Source organism: Uliginosibacterium silvisoli (assembly GCF_036017035.1).
Taxonomy (GTDB): domain Bacteria; phylum Pseudomonadota; class Gammaproteobacteria; order Burkholderiales; family Rhodocyclaceae; genus Viridibacterium; species Viridibacterium silvisoli.
In genome coordinates this window covers 1,797,172-1,814,336 of sequence record NZ_JAYXHS010000001.1, presented here as the reverse complement: position 1 = coordinate 1,814,336, position 17,165 = coordinate 1,797,172, and the positions used below count along the sequence as shown (strand labels likewise).

18 protein-coding genes are annotated in these 17,165 nt (G+C 63.7%); 1 reads left to right on the top strand and 17 read right to left on the bottom strand.

Annotated features, from left to right (window positions below; all coding sequences use genetic code 11):
* Positions 1-81: 81 nt before the first annotated feature.
* The 6 genes from VVD49_RS08235 to VVD49_RS08210 form a co-directional block, all read right to left on the bottom strand.
* A complete protein-coding gene (locus VVD49_RS08235) occupies positions 82-1,077 on the bottom strand; it encodes a BMP family protein (protein WP_327598656.1) in 996 nt (331 codons plus the stop codon).
* 100 nt (positions 1,078-1,177) lie between these two features.
* Positions 1,178-1,921, bottom strand: coding sequence for a TetR/AcrR family transcriptional regulator (locus VVD49_RS08230; protein WP_327598655.1), 744 nt, complete (start codon positions 1,919-1,921; stop codon positions 1,178-1,180).
* A complete protein-coding gene (gene upp / locus VVD49_RS08225; RefSeq protein WP_327598654.1) occupies positions 1,921-2,565 on the bottom strand; it encodes a uracil phosphoribosyltransferase in 645 nt (214 codons plus the stop codon). Before upp ends, VVD49_RS08230 begins: the two co-directional genes overlap by 1 nt.
* Before the next feature lie 190 nt (positions 2,566-2,755).
* The gene (locus tag VVD49_RS08220) at positions 2,756-4,024 is read right to left on the bottom strand and encodes a URC4/urg3 family protein (RefSeq protein WP_327598653.1); all 1,269 of its coding nucleotides are present in this window, start codon (positions 4,022-4,024) and stop codon (positions 2,756-2,758) included.
* The gene (locus VVD49_RS08215; protein ID WP_327598652.1) at positions 4,021-5,262 is read right to left on the bottom strand and encodes a GTP cyclohydrolase II; all 1,242 of its coding nucleotides are present in this window, start codon (positions 5,260-5,262) and stop codon (positions 4,021-4,023) included. The genes VVD49_RS08220 and VVD49_RS08215 overlap by 4 nt, the downstream gene beginning before the upstream one ends.
* Before the next feature lie 284 nt (positions 5,263-5,546).
* Positions 5,547-5,969: a VOC family protein gene (locus tag VVD49_RS08210; protein ID WP_327598651.1), complete on the bottom strand. Its 423-nt coding sequence runs from the start codon at positions 5,967-5,969 to the stop codon at positions 5,547-5,549.
* Between the two features lie 198 nt (positions 5,970-6,167).
* Between VVD49_RS08210 and VVD49_RS08205 the strand changes: the two genes are divergently transcribed.
* A complete protein-coding gene (locus VVD49_RS08205; protein WP_327598650.1) occupies positions 6,168-6,593 on the top strand; it encodes a PACE efflux transporter in 426 nt (141 codons plus the stop codon).
* On the opposite strand, the gene VVD49_RS08200 is transcribed toward VVD49_RS08205, so the two are convergent.
* From VVD49_RS08200 to VVD49_RS08150, 11 genes are all read right to left on the bottom strand, one after another.
* Positions 6,554-6,973: an NUDIX hydrolase gene (locus VVD49_RS08200; RefSeq protein WP_327598649.1), complete on the bottom strand. Its 420-nt coding sequence runs from the start codon at positions 6,971-6,973 to the stop codon at positions 6,554-6,556. The genes VVD49_RS08205 and VVD49_RS08200 overlap by 40 nt on opposite strands.
* A gap of 5 nt (positions 6,974-6,978) precedes the next feature.
* Positions 6,979-8,472 (bottom strand): CoA-acylating methylmalonate-semialdehyde dehydrogenase, encoded by a 1,494-nt coding sequence (locus tag VVD49_RS08195; RefSeq protein WP_327598648.1) that lies wholly within the window; start codon positions 8,470-8,472, stop codon positions 6,979-6,981.
* A gap of 118 nt (positions 8,473-8,590) precedes the next feature.
* Positions 8,591-9,403, bottom strand: coding sequence for a M48 family metalloprotease (locus tag VVD49_RS08190; RefSeq protein WP_327598647.1), 813 nt, complete (start codon positions 9,401-9,403; stop codon positions 8,591-8,593).
* A gap of 263 nt (positions 9,404-9,666) precedes the next feature.
* Positions 9,667-10,689: a zinc-binding alcohol dehydrogenase family protein gene (locus tag VVD49_RS08185; protein WP_327598646.1), complete on the bottom strand. Its 1,023-nt coding sequence runs from the start codon at positions 10,687-10,689 to the stop codon at positions 9,667-9,669.
* A 51-nt stretch (positions 10,690-10,740) separates the two neighbouring features.
* Positions 10,741-11,547, bottom strand: coding sequence for an ABC transporter ATP-binding protein (locus VVD49_RS08180; protein WP_327598645.1), 807 nt, complete (start codon positions 11,545-11,547; stop codon positions 10,741-10,743).
* Positions 11,548-11,568: 21 nt separating this feature from the next.
* Positions 11,569-12,009, bottom strand: coding sequence for a GlcG/HbpS family heme-binding protein (locus VVD49_RS08175; protein WP_327598644.1), 441 nt, complete (start codon positions 12,007-12,009; stop codon positions 11,569-11,571).
* Between the two features lie 8 nt (positions 12,010-12,017).
* Positions 12,018-12,836 carry a D-glutamate cyclase family protein gene (locus VVD49_RS08170; RefSeq protein ID WP_327598643.1) on the bottom strand — a complete coding sequence of 273 codons (819 nt, stop codon included), beginning with the start codon at positions 12,834-12,836 and terminating at the stop codon, positions 12,018-12,020.
* Between the two features lie 159 nt (positions 12,837-12,995).
* Entirely contained in the window at positions 12,996-13,784 is a 789-nt protein-coding gene (locus VVD49_RS08165; RefSeq protein WP_327598642.1) for an SDR family oxidoreductase, read from the bottom strand.
* Positions 13,775-15,274 carry a dihydropyrimidinase gene (hydA, locus tag VVD49_RS08160; protein WP_327598641.1) on the bottom strand — a complete coding sequence of 500 codons (1,500 nt, stop codon included), beginning with the start codon at positions 15,272-15,274 and terminating at the stop codon, positions 13,775-13,777. Before hydA ends, VVD49_RS08165 begins: the two co-directional genes overlap by 10 nt.
* Positions 15,271-16,071 carry an ABC transporter permease gene (locus tag VVD49_RS08155; RefSeq protein WP_327598640.1) on the bottom strand — a complete coding sequence of 267 codons (801 nt, stop codon included), beginning with the start codon at positions 16,069-16,071 and terminating at the stop codon, positions 15,271-15,273. The genes hydA and VVD49_RS08155 overlap by 4 nt, the downstream gene beginning before the upstream one ends.
* Before the next feature lies 1 nt (position 16,072).
* Positions 16,073-17,119: an ABC transporter substrate-binding protein gene (locus tag VVD49_RS08150; RefSeq protein WP_327598639.1), complete on the bottom strand. Its 1,047-nt coding sequence runs from the start codon at positions 17,117-17,119 to the stop codon at positions 16,073-16,075.
* Positions 17,120-17,165: the final 46 nt, after the last annotated feature.

The following is a 17,165-nucleotide window of genomic DNA, read 5'->3' as shown; positions in this document are numbered from 1 at the left end:
ACGCGGGAACCCAGTGGCGTTGGCGACCCAACGAAAGCCGCTGGATTCCCGCTTTCGCGGGAATGACGGACGCTTGGTTGGTCAATTGGACTTCGGCTCGGTCTCGACGACCTTCACCACGAACTTGCCATCGGCAATCGCCTTCTCCTTGGCTTTCACCTTGGCAACGATGTCGGCAGGAATCTTCTTCTCGAAGGTGCCCAGCGGCGCGAGCTCCGAGCCCTTGTACTTCATCGTCGAGAACACGCCGTAGTCCTCCGGGGTGAACTTGCCGGCCTTCACTTTGGCGAGCGCCGCATTGATGGTCGGCTCCATGTTCCACAGTGCGGAGGCCACGACCGTGTCGGGGTATTGCGGCTGCGTGTCGATCACGTTGCCGATGGCCAGCTTGCCCTTCTCCTTCGCTGCATCCGACACACCGAAGCGTTCGGCGTAGAGCACGTCAGCGCCCTTGTCGATCATCGCGAAAGCCGCTTCCTTGGCCTTGGGCGGATCGAACCACGAACCGATGAAGCTGACCGTGAACTTCACCTTGGGGTTGATCTCTTTCGCGCCCTCCATGAAAGCGTGCATCAGGCGATTCACTTCCGGAATCGGGTAGCCGCCCACCATGCCGATGTGGCCGCTCTTGCTCACGCCAGCGGCGATCATGCCGCTGAGGTAGGCCGGCTCCTGGATGTAATTGTCGAACACCGAGAAGTTGGGTGCCTGTGGTTTGCCGGACGAGCCGAGCAGGAAGGATGTCTTCGGATAATCCTTCGCCACCTTGCGTGCAGCCGCTTCGACCGCGAAGGCCTCGCCGACGATGAACTGGTTGCCTTGCTCGGCGTACTGACGCATGACGCGTTCATAGTCGGCATTGGTCACGTTCTCGGAGAACACATAGTCAATCTCTCCACGCGTCTTGGCAGCGTTCAACGCCTTGTGGATGCGTGACACCCACTGCTGCTCGACGGGCACGGTGTAGATGGCAGCGACCTTGAGCTTGGTCTGGGCCAGTGCGGTGCCCGGGCCGAACAACATGGCACTGACAGCGAGCGCGGCACACAGCAAGCCGCGACGGGATAGATGGCTCATCGGAACTCCTTTCAGTAAGGCAACGAAAACTCGGTTACAGGCAATCAGCAAGGACCGGCATGCACTCTGATGCATGCCGCGAAAACGGGTTTGACCGGCATCAGTTGTGCTCGCTTGCAACATCCAGTCCACATGCGCGCAGGACGAAGTTCTCGACATGCGTGGCAGCACGCGACATGGCACGCGGCCCCAGCGTCTCGGCGCCCAGCACGGCAGAAATCTGCGGTTCGAAATCGGCGTAGGTCTGGGTCATCGCCCACAGGCTGAAGAACAGATGCACTGGATCCACCGGCGCCATGCGGCCGGCCTCTATCCAGCCCTCAACCACTTTCGCCTTGCGGCGCATCAGCGGGCGCAGCTCGTTGCGCAGGATGTCGCCAATCTGCGGCGCGCCGTGCAACAACTCGTTGGCAAACACACGCGAGGCATCCGGCCGCTCGGCGGTGAGCACCATCTTGTGGCGGATGTACCGGCACAGCGCATCGCGCGGCTCGGCATCGGGCGCGATGGCATCCATGCCCACCAGCCACAGCTCGAGGATATTGGCGAGCACCGCACGGTGCAACGCTTCCTTGGTGCCGAAGTAATAATGCAATGTGGATTTCGGCAAGCCCGCCGCGAGGGCCAGTTCGCTCATGCTGGCGCCTGCGAAACCGGCGCGCGCAAAAACCTTCTCCGCTGCCTGCAGGATCGTGCTCTCCTGCGCCTGACGGATGCGCCCTGCCTTCGCATCGGGCACGGCCTGGCCTGCCGCAGGCAAACCGGCCGACACGTCAGCAGCAAGAGGTTTGCGCACGAGTGCCCGGGCAGCGGAGCCCGAGATCGCGCGCGGGCGCGCCGGCATCACTTCGTCCCGAAGATCCGGTCGCCCGCATCGCCCAGCCCGGGCACGATGTAGCCGTGATCGTTCAGGTGCGAATCCACCGAACCGGCCCAGATCGGCACATCCGGGTGCGCCTCCTGCATCGCCTTGACGCCTTCCGGCGCCGCGATCAGGCAGGCGAGCTTGAGGCTGTTCACGCCGCTCTCCTTCAGGCGATTCAACGCGGCAATCGCCGAGTGGCCTGTGGCAAGCATCGGATCAACGACGATCACGAGGCGGTCCTGGATGTCGTCCGGCAGCTTGAAGTAATACTCGATCGCCTCCAGCGTTTCCGGATCGCGATACAGGCCGATGTGGCCGACGCGCGCGCCCGGCAGCAAGTCGATCATGCCATCGAGCATGCCGTTGCCGGCGCGCAGGATGGACACGAGGCACAGTTTCTTGCCGCTGATGACAGGTGAATCGAATGTAGTGATCGGCGTCGTGATCGAGATTTTCTCGGTCGGCAGGTCACGGGTAATTTCGTACGCGATCATCGACGCGACTTCGCGCACCAACCGGCGGAAATTGTCAGTCGTCGTGTCCGCACTGCGGATGTAGGAGAGCTTGTGTTGCAGCAACGGGTGGTCGATGACGGTGACGTTGGGAAAATCAGTGGCAGGCATGGAGCTCTCCTTCGTTAAATCAGATATACAGACTGCGACTCAGATTGCTGAGCAATAGACTCAGTTGTAGGAGCGGGCCATGCCCGCGACACCACGCACTGAATCGAGGCCAGAGCTACAACGAGACCTACGTGGTCGCGGGCATGGCCCGCTCCTACACGAGAAACCCCGGCGTCACTCCGGCGTGCATTCAAAACACCGTCCCGTCACTCACCAGATTCAAAGGTGGCCCGCCACCCGCGCGCTTCTCCGCCGCAATCCGTCGCCCCGCCGCCCAGGTGCCGCCTTCAAGCACACGCGCCAGCGGAAATTGCGCAGTGGTCAGGCCGAACTGTGTGCGCACCAGATCGGCAATGCGGTCCAGCGCAATCACGGTTACGGCGCGCCACTCGACGATGGCCTCATCGTCGACCTTCCAGCTGCGCGTGCTGAACTCAGGGTCGCGCGGCACCAGCAGACCGAGGTCGAGCAAAAGGCCGCCGTTGCGGTACTCCGGCAAACCGGTCAATGCGTCCAGCCCTTCGATCTGCAGGCCACTCTGCTCCAGCGGTTCGAGCAACGAGTAGGTCAGCCACTGTGTGAGCTTGTGGAACGGCACCCAGCCGTCGGCCAGTGCGGGGTGACGCCAGCAGTCACCAAGCGACACACCGTGCAGCTCCGCACGGCCGGGCCATACTGGCCCGAGGGCACGCAGCAAGGTCTCGACAACGAAGGCCGCGCCGATCTTGCCGCCCTGTGAATGCGCCAACAGGTAGTCATAGAGATTGCCGATGCGGCGCTCACTGCTATCGCCATTGATCTTGCCGAACACGGCTGGTGTCGCCGCCACCACCTCGCCTAACCGGCGCATGAGTGCAGCGCGCCCCTCCAGGCCGACAAGCTCGTTGCCCGGGCCCGCCTGGAAAGCCGTTGCCAGACGCAGCGGCGTGATCTCGCGCAGCGCTGTCGCATCGGTGCGCAGCGGCTGGCCCTTCACCGCGGAGAAAGTGCCGGCCTCGAACATGCGCAGGCTGGCGACGCCGAGACCTTCAGAGCGCGCATGCGTCTGCCCGGTCGGCTCGTCGATGAATTTCCACACGGGTCCCGCGCCCGCATCCAGCAGCACGCTCGGGATTACGAGATCGATGGCCACACGTGCCCGCTCAGCCGGATCGCTGTTCAGCCCGTTGCTTTCGGCAAGTATCTGCCAGCGATCCACACCACCCGCCTCGAAGTGCCTATTGCGACTGTGGTATGGCACATTCAGATCGGGATAGCGCAGACGGATGGTCTCCGCAACGAAAGCAGCCACATCCGTCAGGCGCTCGGCATGCCAGGTGAAGTGCTTCGAGGCGCCGTCGCGCACCCAGCGCGCAACCGCCGCGCAACGCACGCGCACGGCATCGGTGGTCAGCAGGTCGCTGGCCGGGTGCTCGGGCGCAACCGGCGTATGCCAGCCCGTCAGATTTTCAGCCTTCATTCGTCGAGCCCCCGACCTTTCGGCAGCAGCAGCTCGGCCGCTTCGGGCACGCTCTCGGAGAAATAGCCAGCAGCTTTCTTCGCATCCATCTCGACACGTGCATCAGCGGGAATCAATTCATCGGGGATCGGCACGCGCTGCACGACTTCGATGCCCTGCGCGACGAGCGCACCATGCTTCATGTCGCTCATCGACGCCCAGCGATCGATACGCGTGATGCCGAGCCAGTGGAACACGTCGGGCATCAGCTCCTGGAAGCGCATGTCCTGCACGCCGGCCACGCATTCGGTGCGCGCGAAATAGGTCTCGGCGCGATCGCCACCGACCTGGCGTTTGCGCGCGTTATACACGAGGAACTTTGTGACTTCGCCCAGCGCGCGGCCTTCCTTACGGTTGTATACCACCAGGCCCACGCCACCCTGTTGCGCCATCTCAATGCACACCTCGATGCCGTGCGCGAGATACGGGCGACACGTACAGATGTCCGAACCGAACACGTCCGAGCCATTGCATTCGTCGTGCAGACGGCAAGCAACTTTCGTCTCCGGCTTACCGAGTTTCTCGACATCGCCGAAGAAGTACAAAGTCATACCGCCGATGGGCGGCAGGAACACTTTCAGGTCGGAGCGCGTCACGAGTTCGGGGAACATGCCGGCCGTCTGCTCGAACAACGCACGACGCAGAGAGCTCTCCTTGACACCGAAGCGCTCGGCGAGGCCCGGCAGATACCAGACGGGCTCGATGGCCGCCTTGGTCACGCGCACATCGCCATTCGCGGCCAGGATGTCGCCGTCCGGCTTCAGGCGGCCGGCGAGGATCGCATCCTTCAGCTCCGGCATATTGATGTGCGCCTTGGTGATCGCAATCGACGGCCGTACATCCAGCCCCGCCGCAATCTGTTCGGCAAAGGCCTCACCGACGCGATGCCCCCACGGATCGAGCGAGATAATCTTCGAAGGGTCAGCCCACTGCGGATGCGGCCCGATGTTCACCACCGGCGCGGTGTTCGTGTAGTCCGGCTTGTGATCGCGACCGAGATGCCCGGCCGCCACGGCCAGCGCGCGATACACCGAGTAGGCGCCCGAGTGGGTCCCGATGGCATTGCGTTGCGCAGCTTGCGTCAGGCTGGCCACAACGGGCCCGCGTTCCAGCGCGGTTGCCGCCCCCCAATGCACGTGAGCCACTTGAGACATCTTCCCGCCGCGTGGGTGGGAAGTCAGCATGATGTGATCCGACATTCAGAGCCTCCGAAACCTGACCGAATGGTCAGCTTTTACATTAGCTCAAAGCCAGATCTGTGCCATGGGGAAATGACCTCGTTTTATGGGGAAACCAGGATTTGATGCACCCGTTGCGGGCCGAACGCATCGATCGATGTGCCGAAATGATGCAACTCTAGAGCCTGCCCGATCTCTGAAAAATCATCGTCATCCCAGCCAAGGCCGGGATCCAGTACCAGATGTCCGATCTGGATCCCGGCCTTCGCCGGGATGACAAGCCTCTTTGGATGGGCGCTGCGGATCTAGTCCGGCGCAGCCCACGCAGGATTCCACACCACCTCCCACAGATGCCCATCCGGGTCCTGGAAGTAGCCTGCATAGCCGCCCCAGAAAGTGTCCTGTGCAGGCTTGACGATCTTCGCGCCCGCCTTAGTTGCTTCGCCCATGACAGCATCGACTTCAGCCTTCGACGAGACGTTATGCCCGATCGACAGCTCAGTCCCGCAGGGCGCGCTCACCGGCAAGCCCGAGTCATGCGAGAGGCTGGCGCGCGGCCATAGCGCGAGCTTGATTCCGGCCTGCAGGTCGAAGAAGGCGACCGCGCCATGTTCGAACTCCTTGCCGATGATGCCTTCGGTCTGCAGGCCGAGGCCGTCGCGATAGAAGGCAACGGCGCGCTCCAGATCGGCGACGCCCAATGTGAGAACGGTGATGCGTGGTTTCATGCGACGCCCTTTCTTTCCGGCATATCAATTCGTCCAGCCTTTTCCGCCATGGAATGGCAGCAAGCGGACGTGCACATGATCCGCGACTTATAAGCGTCTTGCACACCGACACAGGGTGGCGCAGCCAGAATGTGAGACGATGCCGCACGCCACGTTGCCGGGTAACCGGCGCGCAACCCACCTGATGTCATCCTGTCCATGCAAGGCAAGCAACGCAAGGTCGTACACGCCGTCCTGTTCGAACTCTTCGCCGTCATCAGCGTCACGCTCGCTTTCATGGCGACGACGCAGCACGGTGTCGGCCGCTCCGGCTCATTGGCGATCGCCACCTCGCTGGTCGCCATGTCGTGGAACATGGCCTACAACGTGCTGTTCGAGAAATGGGAGGCACGCCAGACGAAACGCGGTCGCAGCCTGAAGCGGCGCATCATTCACTCCATCGGCTTTGAGGCTGGCCTGGTTGTCCTGCTGCTGCCACTCGTGATGTGGTGGCTGGATCTGGGGCTGTGGCCAGCCCTGACACTCGAGTTCGGTCTCGTGGTGTTTTTCGTGGTGTATGGGCTGGTGTTCAACTGGTGTTTCGATCACATCTTCGGGCTGCCCAACTCGGCAAAGCCTCGCTGAGAAGACGCTGACGTGGATAGTGCGCGCGCGCCCTCACCCGGCGCTGTCGCGCACTGATCGGCATCATCCGAAGTAAGCCAGCCGAGTGCATCGATTTCCGCCTGCGGCGCCGGCTCACCCACACCATCCGCGAAGAAGCATGCCATACGCATCGGCAACGCCAGTCCATACGCGTCATCATGAACAACACAACATGGAAACAGGCTGTCCGGCCTGAGCGTCACGCCCAGTTCTTCGCCAACTTCGCGCAGCAGCGCCTGCGCTTCGCTCTCGCCCGCCTCGCGCTTGCCGCCCGGCATGTACCAGACCTCGCGTCCACGCGCACGTACCGCGAGCATCCTGCGGTCACGCACGCAGACCCAGGCGACAACGTCCAGCACGCTTGTTATTTCAACGTCGGCATGACGAACTCGGCACCGGCGCGAATACCGGTCGGCCAGCGGCTCGTGACGGTCTTGAGGCGCGTGTAGAAGCGCACGCCCTCCATGCCGTGCATGGCGTGATCGCCGAACATGGATTGCTTCCAGCCGCCGAAGCTGTGGAAAGCCATCGGCACGGGAATCGGCACGTTGATACCGACCATGCCGATCTCGACACGCTGCACGAACTCGCGTGCGCAGTCGCCGTCACGCGTGAACAGCGCAACGCCATTGCCATAGGCATGTGCATCGATGAGTTTCACCGCCGCATCGAAATCCGGCACGCGTACGACGGCGAGAACCGGGCCGAAGATCTCTTCGCGCCACAGGCTCATCTCGGGCGTCACCTTGTCGAACAGACAAGCGCCGAGGAAGAAGCCGGCTTCATGACCCGGCACTTTCAATGCGCGACCATCGACCACCAGCGTGGCGCCATCGGCCACGCCTGCATCGACGTAACCACGCACCTTGTCGAGGTGCGTACGGGTGACCAGCGGGCCCATCTCGGCCTTGTCATCCGTGCCGGCGCCGACCCGCAAGGCTTTCGCGCGCGTGGCCAGCTTGTCGACCAGCGCGTCAGCCACATCACCGACCGCCACCGCGACGGAGATCGCCATGCAGCGCTCGCCTGCCGAGCCGTAGGCGGCTCCCATGAGGGCGTCGACAGCCTGATCGAGATCGGCGTCGGGCATCACGACGAGGTGATTCTTGGCACCGCCAAGGGCCTGCACGCGCTTGCCGTGTGCCGTGCCGGTCGAATAGATGTGGCGCGCGATGGGTGTGGAGCCGACGAAGCTGATGGCGTTGACGTCGTCATGCACGAGCAGCGCATTCACTGCTTCCTGATCGCCATGCACGACGTTGAAGACACCGTCGGGCAAACCCGCTTCCTTGAGCAGGTCGGCGAGCATCAGGCTGGCCGACGGGTCGCGTTCGGAGGGCTTGAGGATGAAGGCGTTGCCACAGGCGAGTGCCACCGGCAGCATCCACAGCGGCACCATGGCCGGGAAGTTGAAAGGCGTGATGCCGGCAACGACACCGAGCGGCTGGCGCAGGCTGTAGCTATCTACACCCGTGCCGACCTGCGGCGAGAACTCGCCCTTGAGCAGGTGCGGAATGCCACAGGCAAACTCGACGACTTCGAGGCCGCGCGTGACTTCACCGAAGGCATCGCCCTGCACCTTGCCGTGCTCGCTGCTGATGAGGGCAGCCAGTTCCTGCTGATGCTTCTCCAGCAGCTCCTTGAACTTGAACATGACGCGCGCGCGGCGCAGTGGCGAGGCGTCGCCCCAGGCGGGCTGCGCGGCTTTTGCCACGGCGACGACGCGCGCCACGTCGGCCACGTTGGCGAGCACGACTTCGGCCGTCTGCTCGCCGCTGGCGGGATTGAACACCGGCGCGCTGCGGCTGCTGCTGCCTGCGTCGCGTTGTCCGGCAATGAAGTGCGTGATCCTGTTCATGCGCTGACTCCTGAGCGTGGTGCTGCCACGGGATGCTTCTATTGTGGCAGGCAGCAGGCACGCATTGGTTGCGCAAGATGAATATCTGTCATGCGCAGACCCGAAGGCCGCGGGCAGACTAGCGGGTGCTACCGGCGCGCAAACCCAGCGTGTCGTGCAGTGCGTACAGACGACGTGCGATGGGCAGGAATTGTTGTGCCTCGGCCAGGCGCCGCGGATCTTCGGGATGGGTCGCGACGACGGCCTGATGTTGTTCGCCGGCAGCGAGCTTGCGCAGGAAGCCGCTGGCACGGTCCGGGTCGTAGCCCGCCAGCGCGGCGAACATGAGGCCAGTCCGGTCGGCTTCGAGCTCCATGTCGGACATCATCGGTGCCAGGCGCAGCAGCAGGCCCATATCGAAATCCAGCGTCGCGTACACATCACTCACCGACGCACTGACGCCAAAGGGCACGAGGCGACGCACGATGTCGACCGTGTCCGCCTCGTGGGCGAGCACGACATGGGAGACCTCGTGCGCGATGACGAAGGCGATCTGCTCCGCATCCAGCTTGTTACGCCGAATGAAATCCTCCGAGATGAAGACGTGCCCGTCAGGCAGCGACCAGGCTTCCTCGCCGGGCATGCGGGTGACGATCAGTTGCCAGTCATGGTCGGCGCCGCCCGGCACCTGGTAGGTCGCGACCCGCACGACACGCTCGAAGATGTCGGCAAGCAGTGCGCAGTACTGTTCGCAACCATAGGCGTTGGCCTTGCGAGCCTCCGCCTCGCGCTGCACGAGCAGCTCGGCCGAGGTCACGCGCAGCTCGGCCTTCCAGTGCGGGTTGGGTTGCAGGTCGAAGACCGGGGCCGCCCGCAACGCGGTACTGGCCACCGCGCAGGCAAGCACGCCCACGACCATCGCCATGCCTGCCAGGCGTCGCAATTGCCCCATGAGCCAGCCCTCCCCCGAACGTCGGACGGTGCCGACATTCTTCACACTAGGCGGCGGTCTTCAGGGTCTCAAGCAGACATAGGGGTAGTAAGTACATTCATATAACGCAGGGAGGCTTCAGTCACGCTCCCAGGCCACCCCGCAGGTCGGAAAAGCAAAGCGCCTTCCGACATCCTCACTTCAAAAGATGCCACGGTGAGGTGTGGGCGCGTGCATGTTCGGGGGGCGCTGCGCCGCTCTTGCCGGTTCCGACCTACAGATACCTACCAACCCTCCATCACGATCTTGCCGCGCGCCTTGCCGGATTCGAGCAACGCGTGCGCGCGCCGCAGGTTGGCCGCGTTGATCGTGCCGAAGTGTTCGCCCAGCGTAGTGCGGACCTCGCCGCTGTCGACCAGGCTTGCAAGCTCTTCGAGGATGCGGTGCTGCGCGATCATGTCCGGCGTCTGGAAGATGGTGCGCGTGAACATCAACTCCCAGTGCAGCGAAATGGCTTTGCGCTTGAGCTTCGTCGCATCAAGCGATGCCGGGTCGTCGATGAGCCCGAAGCGGCCTTGCGGCAGCAGACACTCGACGATCTGCGCGTAGTGCGCATCGGTCTGCGTCAGGCTCACCACGTAGCGCACCTGTGGAATGCCGATGCGTTTGAGTTCTTCGCTGAGCGGCTTGCTGTGGTCGACGACATGATGCGCACCCAGCGCTTGAACCCAGGCCTGCGTCTCGGGTCGCGAAGCGGTGCCGATCACAGTGAGCCCGGTCAGCTTGCAGGCGAGCTGGACCATGATGGAGCCCACGCCACCACTCGCGCCGATGATGAGGACGGCGTCTGGCTCGTCACTCCCCGACGACTGCCCTGGCTTTACCTCGAGGCGGTCGAACAGCATCTCCCACGCCGTCAGGCCCGTCAGCGGCAGCGCCGCTGCCTGGGCGTCGTCCAGCGTCTTCGGCGCATGCCCGACGATGCGCTCATCGACGAGATGCAACTGGCTATTGGCGCCGGGGCGCGTGATCGAGCCGGCGTACCAGACGCGGTCACCCGGTTTAAAAAGGCTCACCTCGGGGCCTACGGCCTGCACGATCCCCACAGCATCCCAACCAAGGACCTTGTATTCGCCAGCAGCCGGTGCCGTGCTCTTGCGCACCTTGGTATCGACCGGATTGACCGCGATGGCGCTGACTGCCACCAGCAGGTCACGCCCCGTCGCGACGGGATCCGGCAGGGTGATGTCGAGCAGTGCTTCGGCGTTGTCGACGGGCAATGACTGTGAGTATCCAACGGCTTTCATGCTGCGCTCCCGAGATGAATGGAGTCAGCATAGCCTTTGTCGGACGACAGGTCAGCCTGGCGTCACCAGCGCCGGTGCGGGCGTTTCGCGCAGGCGCCCGATGTGCTCGCGCAACACGTGCACGTGCGACGAGAACGCATCGGTATAAGTCACGTCGAGTTCGCGCGGGCGCGGCAGGTCGATCTGCCGACGCGTGAGGATGCGACCCGGCCGCTTGCTCATCACATAGACGGTATCGGCGAGGAACACTGCTTCGCGCAAGTCGTGGGTGACAAGGATGACAGTGAACGGCTGCTCCTGCCACAGGTCGCGCAACATGCACCAGAGCTCTTCGCGCGTGAAGGCATCGAGCGCGCCAAAGGGCTCATCCAGCATCAACAATCGCGGCTTGTGGATCAGCGCGCGGCAGATCGATGCGCGCTGCTGCATGCCGCCGGAAAGCTCCCACGGGTACTTGTCCTCGAAGCCTTTCAAACCGACGCGGGCGATCAGCGCACGTGCCTCGGCCTCGTACTCCGCACGTCGTGCGCGCAGGTCCTGGCGATGCGGCTCGACAATTTCCAGCGGCAGCATCACGTTCTCCAGCGTCGTGCGCCAGGGCAGGAGGTTGGAAGCCTGGAAGGCCATGCCGACGATCTTCAGCGGCCCACCGACCTGGCGCCCGCCCGCATAGACGTAGCCCTCAGTCGGCGCACGCAGGCCGGAGACCAGTTTCATCAGCGTGGACTTGCCGCAACCCGAAGGCCCGACCACGGCGATGAACTCGCCCTCCTGCACATCAAGATCGACATTCTCGATGGCCAGCGGGGCGCCCTCGGCGTAGGCCAGGCTGACGGATTCAAAACGGACAAAGCTCATGATGCGGCTCTCTTGATCAGGTCACACATAGTCGAAAGTCGTTGCGCCGGGGAAGGCCGCCAGCGCGGCATTGGCAATGATGCGGTCCTGCTCGCCGGTACCTGAGCCGACGCCGATGCCGCCGATGACGTGACCATCGACAATCACCGGCAGACCGCCCTTCAGATTGACGATGCGGCCGTCCGACGCGCTGGCCAGCTTGTCACCCAGTGCAGCGTCCTTGTCGCCGGTCGGCACGCGGTCGGATGCCGCCGTCATCGCCTTGCGCATCGTCGGCTGTTCGGACAGGAGCTTCGCGCCATCCATGCGCACGAAGGCGAGCAGATTGGCGCCTTCGTCGACGATGGCAATGCATTGCGGCAGCAGCATCTCGTCGGCCTTGCGGATGGCGGCCTGCAGCAGGATCAGGGCGCCCTGGTGGGTCAGGCGTGGGCGCAGCACGGTAGCAACGGGTTCGGTCATGATGGCCTTCAGGAAGTTTGCAGTGGCTCGCTAAGTGACTGGTTAAGCACGTCGCAGACCAGCATCTTGCCGGGCGCGTGGGTCATGAAATCGATACCAAGGTTCTGCAGCGCGCAGGTGGCCGTGAGGCCACAACCCCAGAACAGGCCGACCTCGCTTTCGAGCGGCAGCAGGCGCTCACCGAAGTCCGGCAGCGAGATTTCAGCAATGCCCAGTGCGCTCGCGTCGCCCTCGTGAATGGGCGCGCCATGCACGCGCGGGAAACGCCCTGTCACCTCGCGCACGCGCGCCACGTCGTGGCGCTGGAAAGGGCGCATCGACACCACGACGGGGCCGTGCAAGGCGCCATGCGGTCGCGTGGCGAGACTGCTGCGGAACATCGGCCCCTGTATGCCCAGTTCGACATGACGCAGCCGTACGCCGGCTTCCAGCAAGGCCTCCTCCATCGAGAACCAGCAGCCGATGGCGACAGCCACCAGATCGTCACCCCAGTGCCCCCTGATGTCGTCGCAGACATCGCTGAGACAGCCCTGGCGATAGATGCGGTAGCCCGGCAGGTCCGTGCGCACGTCGATGTCATGGCCGAGCGCCGGCAAGGAGGGGTCACCCACTTCGCTGACACCCAGCACGGGACAAGCCGCCGCATTGGCCTCGCAGAAGCCAAGCAGGTCGTCGCGATAGCAGGCCGGCACGACAACCAGATTGGCCTGCACGAAGCCACGCGCGTGACCCGTGGTCAGGCCGCGATGCGTCCTGTCGCGGATGCGCTGGCGCAGGGCGTGAGCGGGAGTCTCCATCTCAGCGGCCCCCCAGACGAGGATCGTCATCCCGGCCCTTCGACAAGCTCAGGATAAACCTGGCTTTGCCCGAACCGGGATCCAGATCGCACGTCCGGTACTGGATCCCGGCCTTCGCCGGGATGACGGGCTCTCTTTCAGAGCCCTTCATGCATACCACCCTCGCCACAATGTCATTCATCAGTAGCCTCAAACGCTGCGAATGATGCCGCCATCACAGCGCACCATGCTGCCCGTCATGTAGCTGGCACGCTCGCTCGCCACGAAGGCCGCGACCGCTCCGAACTCCTCGACGCTGCCATAACGCTTGAGGGGAATCACCGAGGTCGAGCGCTGCTGCGCTTCATCAGCCGTGATGCCTTCGCGCTCGGCAACAGCCTCATCGGTGAGGCGTACGCGCTCCGTATCGATGCGGCCCGGCACGAGGATGTTCACGGTCACGCCTTCAGCCGCCACTTCGCTCGACAAGGTTTTCGACCAGCCCAGCAAGGCGCCGCGCAAGCTGTTCGAAATGCCCAGCACGGGCAGTGGCTGGACCACGCCCGAGGACACAACGGTCAGCACCCGTCCCCAGCCACGCAAGCGCATGCCAGGCAACACGGCGTCGGTCAGGGCGATCACCGACATCACCATTTCCTCGAAGCTGCCGCGCCAGGCTTCGCTGCCGCGATTGCTGGCGCCGCCGTATTCGGGGCCGCCGGTGTTGTTCACGAGAATGTCGATTGCACCGAAGCTCTCCGCCACGCGATCTGCGAACGCAGCTAGGCCATCGGGGTCACGCAGGTCGACGCTGAAACACGCGACCGCGCCACCACCTTCCGCACGCAGTTCGGCTGCAGCCTGCTCGAGCCGCTGCATGTCGCGCGCCGCAATCGCCACATTCACACCCTCCTGCACCAGCGCACGCGCAATGCCGAAACCGATGCCGCGATTGCCGCCGAGCACCAATGCGCGCTTGCCTGCAATGCCTAGATCCATGCTGCCTCCAGCGTTTGTCCTTCAGCTTTCTTGTCGCGTGCGCTGCTGCCTCGGGCGAGGAATTCACCGTAACCCGCCTCGCCATGCAACTGGCCCTGCAGTACGCCATCGCGCTCGGTGTAGTCGCACACGATCCTGCCGCGCACCATCACCGTCATCGGCCAGCCCTGCAGGGTGCGCCCCTCGTACGGCGTGAAATCCACGTTGTGATGCAGCATCTCGTTGCGTATCGTCACGCGCTGCTCGGGATCCCAAATCGCGATGTCGGCATCGGCGCCGATGGCAATCGTGCCCTTGCGGGGGTACAGGCCGTAGAGCTTGGCCGCATTGGCGGAATTGAGCGCCACGAAGCGGCACAGGTCGATGCGGCCAGCCATGAAACCTTCGGAGAACAGCAGCGGCGCGCGCGTCTCGAGGCCCGGTATGCCATTCGCAACTTTGCGGAACGGCGCGTTGCGCCCGTGCCGCAGTTTGCCGTCTTCATCGAAGCGATAAGGCGCGTGGTCCGACGAGAAGATGTCGAACAGCCCGTCTTCGATACCGCGCCAGACGATCTCCTGATTGCCCTTGTCGCGCGGCGGCGGGCTGCAGATGCACTTGGCGCCGTGGAAGTCCGGCTGGTCGAGATCCTCTTCCGACAGGAACAGATACTGCGGGCAGGTCTCGGCGAAGATCGGCACGCCGCGTTCGCGGCCACGGCGGATCTCGTTGATTGCTTCGCCACCCGATACATGCACGATCAGCAGGCGCGCCTCGGCCACTTCCGACAAGGCAATCGCGCGGTGCGTGGCTTCGCGCTCCACGGCCTGCGGACGCGAGTCGGCGTGATAGCGCGGCGCGATCTTGCCCTCCGCCTCCAGCTTCTCGGTGAGCCAGCTGATGCACTCGAAATTCTCGGCATGGATCATCGCCAGCGCGCCGTGCTGGCGCGTGACGTCGAGCACGTCGAGAATCTGCCGGTCGGAAATGCGCATCGCCTCATAAGTCATGTACACCTTCACCGAGGTGTAGCCCTCGGTCAGCAGGCGCGGCAGCTCTTCCTTGAGCACGCGCTCGGTCGGGTCGGAGACGATGAGGTGAAAGGAATAATCGCAGTAGGCCTTGCCGGCGGCGCGGCGGTGGTAATCCTCGACCGCAGCGACGACCGATGTGCCGCGATGCTGGACCGCGAAGGGCACGATGGTCGTGGTGCCGCCGAAGATCGCCGAACGCGAGCCCGAGAAAAAATCGTCGGCCATCACCGAACCGGCAGCGGCGAGGCCTTCGGCCTTGGGTTGGTCCAGGTGGCAATGTGCGTCGATACCACCGGGCAGCACGTACTTGCCCGTCGCGTCGATTTCGCGCCTGGCTCCGCGCAGGCCTTCGCCCAGCGCGACGACACGGCCATCGCGGATGCCTACGTCGCTGCGGAAGACATCGGAGGCCGTTGCCACCGTTCCGCCGCGGATGATGGTGTCGAATTCGTATGAGTCTGACGTGTCGATGCTCATGACATCATTCCTCCCTCGCGTCGGGCCCAGTGCGTCAGGCGATTCTCGATGAAGGCAAACACCGCGTACATGATGATGCCCATGATGGAAATCATCGTCAGGCCAGCAAACACCAGCGCGGTATCGAAGTTGGAAGTGGCCGCCATCATCAGGTAGCCGATGCCGTTCCGCCCCGCCACCGTCTCGGCGATGATCGCGCCGACGAAGGCCAGCGTGACCGACACCTTCAGCGAGGCGAAAAAATACGGCAGCGTGCGTGGCAGGCCCACCTTGCGCAGGATGTCCCAGCGCGAGGCGCCAAGTGCGCGCAGCACGTCGAGCAGTTCGGGCTCCACGTTGGCCAGACCCGCTGCCACATTCACCGCGATGGGAAAGAAGGAGACGAGGAAGGCAGTGAGGATGGCGGGCACCATGCCTGCGCCGAACCAGATGACGAACAGCGGCACGACAGCCACCTTGGGGATGCTGTTGAAGCCGATCAGCACCGGGTACATGCCGCGATAGATGAAGCGCGAGGAGCCGATGGCCACGCCCAGCGCGCCCCCCAGCACGACCGCGATGACGAAACCGCACAGGGTCGCCAGCAAGGTGAAGCCCGCATTCTGCATGATCGGCCCGCCCCATTGCCGCATCGAGGCCAGCACCGCGGTCGGGCTGGGCAGCACGAAGGAAGGCAGCTTGAAGCCGATGCAAGCAATCTCCCACAGCACGAGCATCGCGCCGACGAACAACCAGGGCAGCAGGGCTTCCTGCTGCCGGTCGCTCAAGCCCTTGCTGATGACTTTAGGTGTCGTCATGTCAGGGCAGCTTGCGGATGTCCGCCGCAGGCAGGAAGGCGCTGGTGAACACGTCCTCGACCTTGGGCTTAGCCGGCAAACCGAAGGCGCCGGTCAGCGTGTCGATGGCCTTGCTCATGCGGGCAGTGCGGATGCCGCCCATGCCGTCCGCACGCGATTCTGCCGTGGTGATCTGGTTCTTGATCAGCCAGTTGAGCTTGTCCGTCTCCAGCTTCTCATCGGTCAACGCCGACTGTGTCTTGAGGGCAGCAATGGCGGCGGCCGGATTGGCGATGGCATCGCGCCAGCCCTTGGCGGTTGCCGCTACGAAGGCCTTCACCACGGCCGGGTTGGCGTCGAGCATCTTCTTCGAAACGACAATGCCATTGCCATAGATATCCATGCCGGCGTCGGAGTAGTAGAGGAACTTGATGTCCTCGGGCTTGATGCCTTGCCGCACGAAGCTGAAGTACATGGTGGAGTCGAAGCCGACGACGGCGTCGACATCGCCCTTGAGCAGCATGACTTCGCGCAGGCGCAGGTCGCCGTATTCCCACTTCACGGCATCAGGCTTGAGGCCGGTCAGGTCTGAATAGGCCGGGAAGAGCTTGTAGGCGCCATCGGTCAATGCACCGCCGAGTTTGCGACCGGCGAGATCGGATGGCTTGCTGATATTGCTCTTGGCGAAACTCGCCACGGACAGGGGTGAGCGGTAGTAGAGCATGTACACGCCCTTGCCTGCAGCAGCCGGATTCTTCGCGTTGAATTCCATCAGGACATTGATGTCGCCGAAGCCGAAATCGTAGGCGCCACTGCCGATGCGCGTCGCCACTTCACCCGAGCCACCAGAAGGATCGAACTGGACGGTCAGACCCTCCGCTGTGTAGTAACCCTTCTGCTGCGCCAGGAAGAAGGCTGCATTCGATCCATCGAAAGGACCATTGAGCGTGACCTTGACCGCCGTCGCGGCCTGCGCTGCGTGAGCCGACAGGAAACCCACTGCCGCGCCCACCATGAGACCAAGCGCTTTCTTGAGGCTGGTCCTCTTCAATCCATTCATGCCGTTCATGCCCATCTCCCTGCGTTGATAAGTGACAGGGCCTTCATAGCAACCG